The organism is Chitinophaga sp. 10T418 (assembly GCF_056394125.1).
Genome location: NZ_JBFTHG010000002.1, coordinates 370,475 through 385,390, shown reverse-complemented (window position 1 = coordinate 385,390; position 14,916 = coordinate 370,475). Strand labels below are relative to the sequence as shown.

The window sequence follows — 14,916 nt, the reverse complement described above, 5'->3', positions numbered from 1 at the left end:
GAATCACTATGATGCGTCATTTCTTCAAAAAAAATATCCTTTTGATACTGTTGCCTGCATTGTTGGCGGCTGGTTGTAAGAAAGGATTTCTCAATACAGTACCGGATAATATCACCACATTGAAAGATGTATTTACCAACAGAGCCATGACGGAACAATGGCTGGCTCGTATCTACAATCCCATGCCGGATATGTGGAACCAGCCTTACAGCGTTCCCTGGACAGGTCAGTGTGATGAAGTGGACTATGCCTGGGTACAACCAGGTATTAACTCCGGCGCTATCACAGCAGATAATGCCAGTCCTTCCTATTGGAATGGTTATTACCAAACGATCCGGCAGGCGGCTATCTTCTTAAAAAACGCAGATCAGAATAAGGAAATCCTGGCCCAACCGGGTGGGGAACAATTACTGAAACAGTATAAAGCAGAGGCCCGCTTTTTAAGGGCATACTACTATTGGTTGCTGATGCGGCAATACGGACCGGTGGTATTGATGGGAGAAGAGCCAAAGCTGCCGGAAGATGATTTCCAGATACCTAGAAGTCCATGGGATGAATGTGTAGCCTATGTATTATCAGAAATGGATAAGGCGATGCCGGATGTGCCGGTACAACATATGAACCCTGTTGATCCCACACAGCCGGATGTAACGCAAACGGGCCGTATCACCAAGCCTATCATCCTGGCGGTGAAATCGCAGATATTGTTATATAGCGCCAGCCCTTTATTCAATGGTAATAGCGAGATGAGCAACTTTAAAAATATGGATGGTGCTGCCTTGTTTAATCCTTCTTTTGACAAGGAAAAGTGGAAGAAGGCTGCAGATGCTGCCAAGGCAGTAATAGATCTCAACAGATGGGAATTATATACGGTTGCTGATGCTGACCCGTTCCGCGCTGCTTTTCTTTCCTGCCGGAATTTATTCTTTGATGGCTGGCAGAAGGAAGCCATCTGGATCCGTACCAACTCTGATCATGTGGGCAACTGGGAGCGGCATTGTTCTCCCAGATGCGCTAATGGTGCCGGCTGGAACGGTATCGCCGTTACCCAGGAAATGGTGGATATATTCCGTACTGCCGGCGGTAAGGCGATTACAGATAACAGTAGCGGCTATACGGAAAGTGGATTTACTGCTACTGCCACTCCTTACTATGTAAGTGGTACTTCCAATATGTATAACGGAAGGGAACCCAGGTTTTATGTAGATGTGACCTTTAACGGGTCTGTTATTCCGGTGGTGCCGGAAAATGGCCAGACAAGAGTAGAGTTTTTCTTTACCGGTAATTCCGGCAAGAACGGTGCTCCCAGAGATTGGCCTACAACAGGATATACCGCCCGTAAAAATATTCACCCCAATACTGATTTCAGAAGCGGAAGAAGTTTTTCCCGCCCGGCGATGATGATTCGTCTCGGTGAAATTTACCTGAACTACGCAGAAGCGTTGAACGAATACGATCCCGGGAATCCTGATATTTTAAAATACCTCAACAAAATCCGTAACAGGGGAGGGCTTGCCGATATAGTTGCAGGAGCTGGTCAGGCAGAAATGCGTAAACAGATTCACCTGGAACGCCAGATAGAACTGATGTTTGAAGGACATCGCTACTGGGATGTTCGCCGTTGGAAAGTGGCGAATACACCGGAGCAACATCAGGGCGGACAATTCCACGGGATGAATATTGAAAAAGGAAGTTCCCTGTCTGATCCTGAATTTCATAAAAGGATTGTGGCCTTCACCAGGGCCGAATGGAATAATAAATTTTATTTTTACCCGGTGCCTCAGAGTGAAATTGACAGAAATAAAAAGCTGGTACAGTTTCCAGGGTATTAACGGAGATTTCAAAGAATGTTTAAGAAGATTTAATAACAGCCGGCTCTCACTTTGCGAGCCGGCTTTATAGTCAATATATTAATTTGCAACATAGTTGCAAATTAATATATTTGCTTTCTTTAGTAAAGCATCATGATAAATCTATACTGCCCTGTTAAGTTATTGTACATCTTACTGACCGCCATATGGCTACTGGCGCTACCTATGCAGTTGCATGCACAGGTAGCGCCGGAAGACAGTGCCATCAAAAGAAATGTTCCGGATAGCCAGCAAACAGTGGTACGGCCGTATTCGCAGCTTCGTACCATCGATATACGTGCCAGTACGCCACTGGTAAAAAAGGAGCTGGACCGGCTCATTTATGATGTACAATCAGATCCTGATCACCGCAGCCAGTCGGTATTGGATATATTGGCGAAGGTGCCACTGATCACGGTAGACGGAGAGAATAATATTAAGCTGAAAGGACAAGGTAACTTCAAAGTATTTATTAACGGCAAACCGTCTGCTATTACAGCCAGTAACCCCAAAGAGGCATTGAAAGCCATGCCTGCGGTAAATATTGCCAGCATAGAAGTCATTACCACACCGCCCGCTAAATATGATGGAGAAGGATTTACCGGCATCATCAATATTGTAACCGTAAAACAACGGAACGATGGATATAATGCATCTGTGGGAGTGGGGTTCAACAGCGTGAGTGGTGTTGGCCAGAATTATACCTTCCAGGCGAAAAAAGGAAAGTGGGGGATCAGCAGTACCGGGTATTTATATGAAGATCTTCAAAGAACCAATACCACCAGTCTGTATCAGCAAAGTACCACGGCAGTGCTGCGTCAGGAAGGCACTACTGCCTATCACAGTATTTTCGGAGGCGCCTCACTCGAAGCCAGCTACGAAATAGATTCCCTGCAACTGCTTACCAGCGCGGTATCTATCTATAAAAGCAGGGACTATTATCTAACCAGTCAACATACGGTAACATCTGCCAGTTCCTATCAGTATACCAATGATCATCATTTATACGATAATAGCCTGGATATTTCAGTTGGATATGATAAAGCAGCCAGGCGCAACGGCAAGGAAATATTTTCGCTGGGATACCGCTTTCATCACAGCCCGCAGCAACTTGCCAATAGCGTATTTTACGAACAGATAGCAGGTGAAAGTTTAACGGACTTCGGGCAGCAAAATAATAATCACCTGGATGAGCATACGTTGCAGGCCGACTATGTGTTGCCATTGTCCTCCATCCAGATAGAAAGCGGTATAAAAGGAATCTGGAGAGATGGGAACAGCAAATACCTGCTGGATGAACAAACGGCCGGCACACCCGGTTTCCTATACAAACAGCAGGTGTATAGTCTCTATCATTCCTACCAGCTGAATACAGCTGTATTGGCGGTTAAAGCGGGAGCACGGCTGGAGTACACCGCCATGGATGTATGGTATGGTACCGGGAAAAATATCGCCACCACTTATTATAACCTGATACCAGTGCTTTCCCTGCAGCATGATTTTCCGAACAGCAGCCTTTCGTTCGGATTTACCCGGCGATCAGAACGGCCAGGTATTGAACAACTGAATCCATTTATAGATAAGCGTAATCCCAACCAGTTTAATACAGGAAATCCGGCGCTTCGCCCGGTAATGCAAAATAGCGCAGAACTCTCCTTCCTGGCGGGTAAAAAATTGAGTTACCACCTGATCGGCAGTTTTCTTTTTGCCAATAACACGATTGAGAAGCTGACCAATTTCACCGATAGTAACGCCATTACTACCTATAAAAATATAGGGAATAACAGGGACCTTCATTTGAATGCAGGGTTTAGCTATCCACTCGGTACTCAGCTCAAAATAATAGTGAATGCTGATGCGGGTTATGTATGGCTCAAAGGCAGCGATGGTGAAAATAACTACCGCAATAGCGGTTTTACCGTATCCGGATTTTTCAATCTTCAGTATAAAATAGCGGACTCCTGGCGGCTGACTACCACACTCTATGCTATTACTCCATCTGTTAGTTTACAGGGAAAAACCAATGGCAACGTAGTACATACAATCAGGGTTAATAAAGAACTATTTAAAAAGAAGGCGACGGTGACTTTTTCTGTCAGCAATCCATACAGTAAATACCGGTACATTCGTACAACGCAGACTGGCGGAGCATTTGATCAGTTGTCGATACAGCAGCTGAACTATCGTAACTACGGCGTCAGCTTTACCTATACCTTCGGAAAATTATCTCAGGCCATCAGGAAAAATCAACACCTGATCCGTAATGATGATGTGAAAGCGGCATCCAAAAAAAGTAACTAAAATATTTGCTTATTTATTTGCAACGTAGTTGCAAATAATATATCTTTATAGCGTTGCAACGAGGGAGCGCCGAAACCCTGGATAACAGTAGGCATTAAACTTTTAAAACCTTATTTCATGAGAAACAATTCAAACAGCATCAAGCTTAACCTGGAAGATTTACAACTGGAAAGTTTTGTAACCAGCATTGACAGCGAAATGGCACAACGCCTTGCAGGTGGCCTGGGTAGTCTGGAACACCCAACACATACGCAGCCTACTGACACAGATGATATACCTCACGCAAAATGCACAACTGTAATTTGCTAAGCACCGTGGTATTTACAAGTGGGATGCAACTTTAAAGTTGCATCCCACTTTTTTTTATTGCTTTGCTGTAATCAATCCCGCTTCACCCAGGAGCAACAACTGCTGCCAAACGGTTTCTTTCGCCAGGGCGGAAGCGCTGGCATCAAACAAATCCGCAATATTAGCTACTAAAATCGCCGGTGGCATATCCTGCCTGAGTTGGCTCAAAATGGCGGCTGTCAAACGATTCGTTACTTTTTCGGTGATGCCTTCCGGCGTCAATTCCTGTAATATAAAAACAGGCCCCTTGCATTCAAGTGTATCCGGATGAAAAGCACATTCCACTATTCTTGCATGGTCCGATATGCCACAAATAGCGGCGTAGGCCGGGTTTGACAGTTGCCGGGCAGTATGGTCGTTCCGCTTGTAGTAGCAAAGAAAGCCTTTATGTGTTTCCCAGAAATGACAAAGCTGTTGTTCGTATGCATACACCTGTTGGACGAATGGATCCGTGATGAGTTTTTCCAACGCCTGTTGATAGTCGGGCAGCGACAAATGCTCCACCGGAATGTCGTTTTGATTTAACAGGTATAATGTTCTCCGGAAATATTTACCGAAGATCTTTTGACCTATGGATGCGGAAGTATAAGATGGCGCTACCGGAATATTACGGGCCGGCAGCTGAATATTTAAAACGTCATGGCAATTTCCCTTCTGTAAAATATTGATGAGCATGTATCCCACGCCGGCCATACCTGACAGGAGTCCCATATCATCGCTGTTGGTCGGCGCAAAAGTGTTGAAGGTGCCGGTACGCTCATATAATTCAAAAGCGCCGGTAGCTATTTTATGCAGCGCATGGTGCAGCGCCTGTTGATCTGCATAGAAAGATGTTGCCCGTAACAGGAACGTCACCATTCCTCCATAACCACTGCATAGTGTATAATCCTCCCGCGCTGCATCCAGGTGCGTCAGACTGCTTTTAACACTGGCCTCAATGATGTGGTGGTAACTGTCTTCTCCTGTAATGTTTTCAAACAGCATATGCGACAAGCCAATGCCCACCGCGCCATGCGCCCAGGAGTTTACCTGTTTCATTGTTGGCCTGAAAACGGACAGATCCCAGGTATGGGCACCAGGTAAATTGTATCGGTGTGCCCCGATACGCAGGTCCAGCCAGTTATGAGTGGGCATATCGTAATACAGCATCTCATAGTCAAACCCCAGCTTCGCCAGGCGGATTAATCCATCATAGTTAAAATAATGACCTACCTGCAGCAGTACATAAGCGATACCCGCCGCACCATGTGAAAAACCGGTGAGACTGTCGTACGCCATTTTTTTATGATCCCATTTTATGCCCTGTGGGGCTACCCTCGCGTCATCAATGATGCGGTTGAGGAGCAGTTGTATATAGGAATAAATGGTAGCATCCGCAGTATGATGATATAGTAACGTCATCACGAGCGTATTACCAGCGGCACCGCTCAGCAGGTCCATCTCCTGAATATAAATAATGTTGGAATGATGTTCTTTTGCCAGCAACAGGGCGGTTTCCAGGTATTTATCTTTACCGGTGATTTCATAAAGCTTTATGCATAAATAAATGATGCCACAGATGCCGGTATAGAAACAATAAAATTTAGGTCGCCGGCAATAAGTACTTTTCAGTATCCTGTCAGTTATTTTTTCTGCCCATTCCAGGTCTGTCTTATCTTTATTCAGTTCAAACAAAGCGAGAAAGAACAACGCAATGCCTGCGCCTCCATTGAATATTTCGTGATATTCCCGGCGGAGAAATTGCCCGCTACCCTTGTCGTAATAAGGCGTTTCCCAGAAAGGTCCTTTTTCATCCTGCACGGCGGTGGCCATGATTTGATCCCTTATTTTATACAGAAAATTGTGTATCATTTTGTTGAATATATTGAAGGCACGCTTTGGAGCAGTACATGATATAAGCTTCTTCGCTGTTTGCAATGCCCAGGCGGTTGTGTGTCATATGCATAATGCCGGTGATGGCTTCCATGAGCTGAGGCTCCGATAGCCCGCTGTGGCGGTACTGTTGCATGGCATGCCTGCTTCCCAGGAGTAAAGAAGGGCAGTCGTTTTCATACGACAGGTACCTCTCACGTATGGCGGTAGTGATTTTTTCTTTCCTGCTACTGAATGCTTTGTCAAATGTGGCGAGCCAGCCTGTTTTATCTGTTAGTGCCGCACGCAGGGGATGAAAAATTCTTAACCATTCATCAATAAAGTAATCACATATTTCCAATTGTTGTGCAATAGGGAAATCTGCTGCCTGCAGCAATTGCAGGTGAAATTGTATCGCCTGTATGCTGGCCATAGCCGATGGATTGGGCGTGGTCGCCAACCATTCCAGTACCGCCGCAGACGAATGGTAGAAAAGTTGTTCTGCCCATTTGATACTATGAATATCTCCGTAACGAGCTATTTCAGGGACGTATGCTACCACCATCATACGGGCATCAGGCAGGCTGGTACGGTTAAACGCATCGATGTGTGCCGATAACAGGGCGAGTACTTTTTCTTCCTGTGTGGTTTGTATCCGCAGGCGGATATGATCGCCCCCCTCCGGATAACGGATAAAGAAATAAGGAGTGTCGCGGTTAAAAAGCCCCCTATGCTTTTCAAGAAAAGGATGGATACAATAAAGCAATAAATCGTTCAGGGATTCATCATAATAAATGTAGGCAGATATCCAGGTTTCCATGTGCTCAGCGTTTATACCATTGCAATAAATATTCCTTTACCTGTCCGGTTGGCACAGGTAGTGCTTCTTCCAGCCAGATATGGCTGCCTGCCCTGGATAGTAATTTTTTTAGCATCGTTAGCAGGATAGGCTGTTGAAAGGAAATGAACTGGGGTTTATAGTCATCGGCCAGACCGCCGGCTTTTTCTTTTGTTTTGCTGTTACCCCGGCGCCGCAGGAAAAGAAATACGGCTGCATCGATCTGGTGTTGCTCCCGCCACTGCAGCAGCCGGATGAAATATTCCAGCTCTTTTTCATTATTCCTGATCACAGGGAAGTCCCTGGTGTCTATTTCCCATGTCTTTCTTCTCAATACTACTTGTGTGCGGTAAGTGATCCTCGGCCAAACATATACCGGTGCATTCTGACGGGGATGCTTTCTTTCATATTCACCATCTATCATTTTTACCAACGCTGTAATAGAAGGCCTGATATCCGGGTTGAAATGTGCAAGTAGCTGATAGAGACGGGAGCGGTTACGAAAGCTTTCCAGGCTCAGGTCATAGGCATATACCTGTTGCCCGCAATGGTAAAGCGATAGCTGCTTATCTTCTGCCGTAATATATAATTCGTTTAAGGAGATTTGCAGCTCCGGTGGATAGCTGTTATTGCCACCGGGCATTTTTATCTCATATGCCGCCAGTGGCGGATGGATATTGGCATTAAATCCGGACGCATCGTTTAGTTCCATGACCTTCTTGCCGGGATGCAGGGTGTGGTTGTAATCCAGGAAAGCAGTTGTTACCTTATTGTCAAATAAGGACAGAAACCTGCCATTTACCTTCCCCATGCCGGGAAGTATCGCATTCACCACTCCGCAGGTAATATTTTCCGATGAATAAAACTGCAGGAACATTCCCCTGGATTGCGGCGTGGTGGCTGTTGCTACGGTAGGAAAGTGTTCATCACGGAGATTAATAACAGCTGGTTGTCCGTATAACAGGCTATCGAGGGATTGCACAAAATTGTTTTTCCATGCGGTAGTTTCCGGATCTGGATTATTGACAACGTCTTCCTGACGAAGCTGCTGATAATAGGATTGATAGAAGCGGATTACCGGCGCCGATCCGTTAACATCGTAATGCGAGTAAAAGTGCTGGAGCATCCGTTGTCTTTCTTCATACAGTTGATCCAGCGGTTGTATTAATTCCAGCAGGGTATCTACGTTTTCTGTTATTTGTTGCACCGTGTCTTTGCAGATCACTTCTGTTTCCGGGTTATAGCAATCTTCGTAGAATAATTCATTTCCTTTAAAAAAGTGTGGCGCAAACTGCATCGTTCTTAGCCCGCTGTTGGTGCTGTCTTCCACGGTCGCGGGTGCTATCTCCACCGGCAGTCCTGCTTCCAGTTGTAAACCACTGAATACAGGATTGATCATATTTTCAGCGTTGGCTAATATATTGGCCCGTTCGGAGGCATTGGCAACAGCAAAGTTTTGTTTATATTTTTCGAGAGATGCCAACGCCTGGCAGATACGGAGAGCCGGATCATGTGCCGTGCTATGGGGATCAAAAAAAGCGATCACCTGACTGGCCCAGTTTTCTTCCATACCGGAAATGCCGGTACTCATTTCCAGCGCCCCGGTGGCGATCATCTTTAATAGGTAGTCTTTAATTTCAGCGCGGGGAATTGGAGACGCCGCTTCGGTAAGCGTATTGATCAACCTGTGAAAAGGGAGTGGCCCGTGTTCCAGCTGCTCAAGAATCAGGGTGTTGACGGCTGATGCAGGAATAGACTGAAAGGCTTCTACATTTAAGTAGTTGACAAGGAAATGAAGCTTTTTATCTTCTTCCTGAAGTGTCATATTCTTTGAAACAATTAGGAGTTCATTCAGTTCGGGATGCCGGCACAGTATACCGGTCAGGTACCTGAAAATACTGTTGTTCAGCTTTACCCGTCCGGCTGTCAGGCCGGGAGGATTTGTTTGACTGTCAGTGAAAGTACCCAAACGGGTATGGGTAAACGTACTGAAGGGAGACGTTTTGTAACAGGACCTGGTAAGATATCGTAACAGGCTGAATTCGATTTTATTTTCTGCATTTTTATAGTGGACGGGATCTTTCTCCCGGAAAGGTAGCAGTTGCCGGAATAACACCGGCGAGGATAATATGATGCCCTTTTCAATGTCCGACTGTGCCAGCAGTTCAGGAAGGTGACGTCGTTGTTGTAACAGGAAGGAATCGTACCTGTTATGTTGCTCCAGTAGCTGTTGCGCATGATTTTTTTTTGTGGAGATATAGCTATTGATATCAGCTGCTACTTCTTTTCCGAATAAAGGCAGCAGCAGATCCAGCAAATCATTGTCCGGTAGCTTATCATTGTATATCATCCTTTTCAGCGCAATGATTTTCCGGCGCAGCTGATCGTCTGTTTGTAACGTAACCAATTCATACAGTTTATCGCAGAGGGCTTCCCGCTGCTGTTGCTGTGATACTGTGTGAGGATGATAAAGGTGCGCATCCGGCAACTGCCATTGTTCCAGCAGGGAGGTATGGATGCCGGCATATCGCACTAATGTATATGGAAAGAGGTGTACTTTCATGGTCATCACTTATTTTGCTAATTCCAGTTGATTTTTTACAAGATGATAATAAGGTCCTTTTTGCAGGATCAGTTCTTCATGCGTACCTGTTTCAGCAATTTCTCCTTTGTGCATGACGATGATCTGGTCTGCATGTTTTACGGTACTAAGACGATGTGCTACCAGCAGCACTGTTCTGCCCACAAAGAATTCCTGCAGGTTGTTGACAATTACTTTTTCATTGTTGGCATCCAGTGCATTGGTGGCTTCATCCATAAAGAGGTAAGAAGGATTGCGGTATATCATCCTGGCAATCAGCAGTCTTTGTTGTTGCCCCTCACTGAGGCCGTAACCATCTTTTCCAATCACGGTATCATATCCAAAAGGCATTGATAAAAAGAAGTCGTGCATGTTGGCCATGGTAGCCGCTTCATACAGTGCCTGTTCATTTTTAACCGGGGCTCCGGCATAAATATTTTCGGCCACGCTGTCACTGAATATATATCCGTCCTGCATTACTACGCCGCATTTTTTTCGCCATTGGTTGGCGTGAATGCTGCTCAGGGACTGCTGACCGATCAGGATTTTTCCGGATACCGGTTGATAGAATTTCAGGAGAATTTTAATAAGGGTGCTTTTACCGCTGCCACTCATGCCTACAATGGCCGTTACCTTTCCTGCCGGAATGACCACATTGATATTTTTCAGCACCAACGGGCTACCTGGCTGGCCATAGCTGAAGTGCAGCTGCTGCAGTGTAATGTCTGCCGCAGTGCCGGAAATTTTTTCTTCCCGGAGATGAAAGTCTTCTTCCGGTTCCTCATATATTTCTGCTATTCGCTTTAAGCTGAAGGAGGCATTCTGGGACGATCTGATAAATTCGATCAGCTGCAGCACCGGTGTGTTCAATTGTCCGCAGATATAGGTAATGGCCAGCATGGTACCAAGACTGATATCTCCTTTGATCACCAGCCAGGCGGCAGTGAAGCTGATGAATATGTTCTTCACTTCATTAATAGAAACGCCTATTCCCTGCATAAACTGATCTAATCGTAAGCTTTCTGATTTTAAATCAAATGCCTGTCGTTGCAGTGATTCCCATTTTTGTTTTTTGTCATCGCCATTGCCGGACAGCTTTATTTCCTGCATAGCGTAAAATATTTCCAGCTGTAATTGTTGGCTGGCGGCCAGCACTTTAAACTTTTTCTGGTCCAGCAACTTCCTTCTTTGTTGCAGGGATATAGACCAGACAAAACTGCCTGCCGCACCTAAGAAGAACAATCCGAATATCCTGAAATCGTAGAACAGCAATACGCCTCCGAGGATCAGCAATGTGAGTACCGCCATTACGAAGCTGATAACAGCACTCGTAAGAAAATCTTCTATTCTTTGATTATCAGTAACACGTTGCATGTTGTCGCCGGCCTGCCGGTTATCAAAGAAAGTGAAGGGAAGCTTTAATAGTTTGTCGAGATATTTATGCAATAAGGCAATGCTGGTGATAGCGCCGATGCGGAATAGCCAACGCGCCCTGATAAAGTCCATTACGGTTTTGCCGGTGAAAAGCATTAGCTGTGCCAGGCAAATCACCACCAGTATATGCACATTGCTTTCTTTAATTCCTTTATCAACTATTTGTTGCGTGAGGATAGGGAGTGCCAGCGAAAAACCAATAACAGCCAGTATGCTGAGTGCCAGGGGAATAACAGCACGGGAATGTTTTTTCAGATAGGGCAATAAACTCCAAAGAGAAGTATTGTTTTCAACGGTGTCTTCCGCCTGACAAAATTGTGGTGTTGGGGCTACGAATAAGGCTCTACCCACATCGGTGGTGGTATTTTTTTGCCAGGATGATAAAAAACCTGTTACAGGAATAGTAATCAGCTGGTCCAGAGAAGGGTCTGCGATGAGTGCTTTTTTGGTATTTATTTTTAGTAGCACTACATAATGACTTTTTTCCCAGTGCAATATGCAGGGTAGCGGCGCTTTTTCTATCAGCGTTGATAGTGGGAGTTCCACCGCCAGGCTTTTCATGCCCATTACAGTGCAGGCTTCCTGCAGACCGGCTAGCGTGGTGCCTTGTTTACCAATGCGGCAAATATGTCTGAAGTACTGGATAGGCAGATATCTTTTGTGATAAGCAGCTATCATTTTCAGACAGGTGGGCCCACAATCCATGGAGTCTGCCTGGCGGTAGAACGGAAATTTTTGCCACTTTAAAAATTGTTTTATCATCTGTTGTAACGGGTCTTCTGTTTTTTTTCATTGATTTTTGCAACGATGTTGCTAATATCAGTATAAAAGTGCAACTTTGTTGCAAATAGTTACTGATTTTTTTTTTCCTGAATCTTTTCTGATGCATGTTAGAACGATTGTCAACCGCGAGTTAAGCAGTATTTACAGAGAACGGACATGGTTGCTTGTAAGCAGTATCACCTGGCTGTTGCTATTGGCAGCTATCGTGTTATCCTATTATCAGTATCAGCATGGCGTATCAACAAGAGCTGCGGCCAATGAGGCATTCAGGGAAGCATGGAATAAGCAGCAGCGGAATCCGCACCATGCAGCGCATTTTGGTACTTACCTGTTTAAACCGATTACACCGGCATCGGTTTTTGATCCGGGCCTGAATGATTACAGTGGTACTACTTTCCGCATTGAGGCACATGTGCAGCATGAAGTGGACTACAGCAATGCACAGGATAGTGACGCGGCGATGCGGTTTGGGAGTTTAAGTCTCGCGACTTTACTGCAGCTGATCATTCCTTTATTTATCGGTGTTACCACGGCGGCGGCGATCACTGCTGAAAAGGAGGGAGGTACCCTGAAAATGTTGCTGCTGGCTGGTGCCGGGAGGATAACTATTCTCTTTTCCAAAGCCATTACTTATTACGGTTTGTTTAGCCTGATCCTGTTGCCCTTCTGGTTATTGATGATGCTGGGAGGATGGCTCCAGGGAAATTATTTACAACCATTACTGATAGCAGGTATTTACCAGTTGTATTACCTGTTGGTGGTGTTACTCGCCATTACAGTTTCTTCACTGAGCAGGCAATCGGCTACTGCCACGCTGGTCGTGCTGGCTGGTTGGATACTAACGGGCATACTGTTGCCCAAGGTAATGGTGAATGCTGTCAACAGATCGGTGCCGGTAATGAGCAGGGCTGCATTTGAGGACAGTGTGAAACAGGGATATCTTAAAGGGATGGGTAATGACGGCAGTTATTATAGCAGGGGAGAGCAGTTTGCCCGGGAGCTGATGGACAGGTATCATGTAGATACGATCAGTCAGTTGCCCGCCTACCTGGAGGGGTTGATGCTGCAACACAACGAAGATTATCAGCAGCGTGTATTTGAACACTATTATGCCGGTGTAGCCACCGCCTTTGAAAAACAGGAATCCCTGCTGGACAAAGTATCGTTCATTAATCCTTTACTGGCTGTTAAGCGCCTGTCTATGCTGTTGGCTGGCAGCAGTTATGATCATCATCAACAATTTTACCGGCAGGCCCGCTACTACCGAAATGATTTTATCCGTACGCTGAATCTCCGGATGGTAGCATCAAAAATGCCGGAAGGCTTTAAGGAAGACCCAAATTTTTTTAAGGATATGCGGCCTTTTATGTACCGGGATGATACCGGTGGGATAACAGCCGTACGGAGCTGGCTATTATTGGCTGCATTGATGTTTTGGATAGTAATAGTGACCGGCGCCCTTTTTTGTACTGCTAAATTTTCTATACACTAACATATGTCATTACTTACCGCTGTTTGCCAGTTCGAAATCCGTCAGCTTAAACGGAGCAGGGTGGCCATCGCTTTATTTTTGTTGGTACTGCTCACCGGGATGTATAGTTTACGTTGCGGTTATGAGGTGATCAACAAACAATTGAAGGCACTGGAAATATTGGCGCAACAGCAACAAGAGCGGCTGGGTGAGCTGCATGCACGCTTCACTGCCGATACAACGGTGGTGGCGGGCGTAAAATTATCGGATCAGGCAGGTGTTCCGCAGGTCATTGAATTCAGAAGGCCTCCTGTTGCTACTAATCCACCGCATCGCCTGGCGGTACTGTCAATAGGGCAGCGCGATTTGCTGCCCTTTTTTGATATCGTGAATACCAGGTATGATGTACTCACACCACCCAACGCGGAGTTTGTGAATGCCGAAGTGCTGGCCGCCGGGAATTTCGACTTTTCTTATTTTATTATTTACCTGCTGCCATTACTGATCATTGCAGTCACTTATAACTGCTATTCGAAAGAAGTAGAGTTACATACGCTGAAGTTATTGGTATTGCAGGGTGGTAGCATTGCAAGGATGGTGCAGATCGTATTTACCATCCGGTTGATAGTTATATGGTTGCTGGTGGTGGCATTGAGCATTGCCGGTTACCTGCTGTCCGGCAGTAATGTAGCCGGTAGCTTCACAGATCTGGGATGGTGGATATATATTCTCACTTTATTATTGTTGTTCTGGTTTGCCTGTTGTTACCTTATCGTAAACCTCAGGAAATCATCGCGGCAAAACTTAATTATACTGCTTTCGTTCTGGTTAACGGTGACGATTATTTTACCTGGTATTATTAATAGTATAGCCGCACTGATAGCACCTGTTCCACTGAGATCTGAACTTGCCTCCAGGCAGCGTGAATGCAAAGAAGAAACCTGGGATCTGCCTGTCCCCGTACTGCTGGATAGTTTTTATCGGTATCATCCAGAGTTGCTTTCAGCGAGAAAAACGACAGATACCGCCACTTATGGCAACCGGAGATTTATAGCCTACTACGATTTGCTCGGGCGCCGGATGGATATGATTTCGCGGGACTATCAGCAGGAAGTGGCCCGTCATTTACAGATGGAACGAAGTGCCTGTTGGTTTAACCCCGTCATGCAATCACAATCCTTATTTAATGATATCGCAGCATCGGGATTAAAACAGTATGAGCAATATGAACAGCAGGTAAAAGCATTCAGGTGGCAATGGCTGCAATTCATGAACAGCTATCTTTTTTATGATAAAAAGCTCCGCGAAAAAGACCTTGATCAGCTGCCCGAATTTTCGCTTCAGCGCAAGGATCATATGGCCGCGACAGTGCTGACAGAGAGCTTTCCTATACTCTTCCTGACCGCCCTTATTTTCCTGGTCGGCATTTTTATACGCCCACAGCATAACATGTAATAAT

At 45.5% G+C, this 14,916-nt stretch carries 9 protein-coding genes; 5 read left to right on the top strand and 4 right to left on the bottom strand.

The genetic code is table 11. From position 1 onward, the window contains the following. Positions 1-8 precede the first annotated feature (8 nt). The 3 genes from AC1DCV_RS05815 to AC1DCV_RS05805 all read left to right on the top strand — a co-directional run bounded on the left by AC1DCV_RS05815 (position 9) and on the right by AC1DCV_RS05805 (position 4,460). Positions 9-1,832 (top strand): RagB/SusD family nutrient uptake outer membrane protein, encoded by a 1,824-nt coding sequence (locus AC1DCV_RS05815; RefSeq protein WP_477022293.1) that lies wholly within the window; start codon positions 9-11, stop codon positions 1,830-1,832. A 132-nt stretch (positions 1,833-1,964) separates the two neighbouring features. Continuing rightward, positions 1,965-4,151, top strand: coding sequence for an outer membrane beta-barrel protein (locus AC1DCV_RS05810; protein WP_477022292.1), 2,187 nt, complete (start codon positions 1,965-1,967; stop codon positions 4,149-4,151). 117 nt (positions 4,152-4,268) lie between these two features. Beyond that, complete coding sequence (locus tag AC1DCV_RS05805) at positions 4,269-4,460, top strand: pinensin family lanthipeptide (protein ID WP_477022291.1); 192 nt, start codon at positions 4,269-4,271, stop codon at positions 4,458-4,460. A 54-nt stretch (positions 4,461-4,514) separates the two neighbouring features. On the opposite strand, the gene AC1DCV_RS05800 is transcribed toward AC1DCV_RS05805, so the two are convergent. From AC1DCV_RS05800 to AC1DCV_RS05785, 4 genes are read right to left on the bottom strand one after another with little or no spacing between them, the layout of a single operon-like run. Then, positions 4,515-6,350, bottom strand: coding sequence for a lanthionine synthetase LanC family protein (locus tag AC1DCV_RS05800; protein ID WP_477022290.1), 1,836 nt, complete (start codon positions 6,348-6,350; stop codon positions 4,515-4,517). Continuing rightward, the gene (locus tag AC1DCV_RS05795) at positions 6,328-7,170 is read right to left on the bottom strand and encodes a thiopeptide-type bacteriocin biosynthesis protein (RefSeq protein WP_477022289.1); all 843 of its coding nucleotides are present in this window, start codon (positions 7,168-7,170) and stop codon (positions 6,328-6,330) included. Before AC1DCV_RS05795 ends, AC1DCV_RS05800 begins: the two co-directional genes overlap by 23 nt. Before the next feature lie 4 nt (positions 7,171-7,174). Next, positions 7,175-9,751: a lantibiotic dehydratase gene (locus tag AC1DCV_RS05790; RefSeq protein WP_477022288.1), complete on the bottom strand. Its 2,577-nt coding sequence runs from the start codon at positions 9,749-9,751 to the stop codon at positions 7,175-7,177. 9 nt (positions 9,752-9,760) lie between these two features. Further along, the gene (locus AC1DCV_RS05785) at positions 9,761-11,965 is read right to left on the bottom strand and encodes a peptidase domain-containing ABC transporter (RefSeq protein ID WP_477022287.1); all 2,205 of its coding nucleotides are present in this window, start codon (positions 11,963-11,965) and stop codon (positions 9,761-9,763) included. A gap of 121 nt (positions 11,966-12,086) precedes the next feature. Here AC1DCV_RS05785 and AC1DCV_RS05780 point away from each other — a divergent pair, with 121 nt between their 5' ends. Continuing rightward, positions 12,087-13,478, top strand: a complete 1,392-nt coding sequence (locus AC1DCV_RS05780) for a DUF3526 domain-containing protein (RefSeq protein WP_477022286.1) — start codon at positions 12,087-12,089, stop codon at positions 13,476-13,478. Positions 13,479-13,481: 3 nt separating this feature from the next. Then, a complete protein-coding gene (locus AC1DCV_RS05775; protein WP_477022285.1) occupies positions 13,482-14,912 on the top strand; it encodes a DUF3526 domain-containing protein in 1,431 nt (476 codons plus the stop codon). Positions 14,913-14,916: the final 4 nt, after the last annotated feature.

Coding starts and splice junctions, on each gene's coding strand:
- AC1DCV_RS05810 (WP_477022292.1), top strand. CDS start 1,965: ATGATAAATCTATACTGCCCTGTTAAGTTATTGTACATCTTACTGACC.
- AC1DCV_RS05805 (WP_477022291.1), top strand. CDS start 4,269: ATGAGAAACAATTCAAACAGCATCAAGCTTAACCTGGAAGATTTACAA.
- AC1DCV_RS05800 (WP_477022290.1), bottom strand. CDS start 6,350: ATGATACACAATTTTCTGTATAAAATAAGGGATCAAATCATGGCCACC.
- AC1DCV_RS05785 (WP_477022287.1), bottom strand. CDS start 11,965: ATGATAAAACAATTTTTAAAGTGGCAAAAATTTCCGTTCTACCGCCAG.
- AC1DCV_RS05790 (WP_477022288.1), bottom strand. CDS start 9,751: ATGAAAGTACACCTCTTTCCATATACATTAGTGCGATATGCCGGCATC.
- AC1DCV_RS05815 (WP_477022293.1), top strand. CDS start 9: ATGATGCGTCATTTCTTCAAAAAAAATATCCTTTTGATACTGTTGCCT.
- AC1DCV_RS05780 (WP_477022286.1), top strand. CDS start 12,087: ATGCATGTTAGAACGATTGTCAACCGCGAGTTAAGCAGTATTTACAGA.
- AC1DCV_RS05775 (WP_477022285.1), top strand. CDS start 13,482: ATGTCATTACTTACCGCTGTTTGCCAGTTCGAAATCCGTCAGCTTAAA.
- AC1DCV_RS05795 (WP_477022289.1), bottom strand. CDS start 7,170: ATGGAAACCTGGATATCTGCCTACATTTATTATGATGAATCCCTGAAC.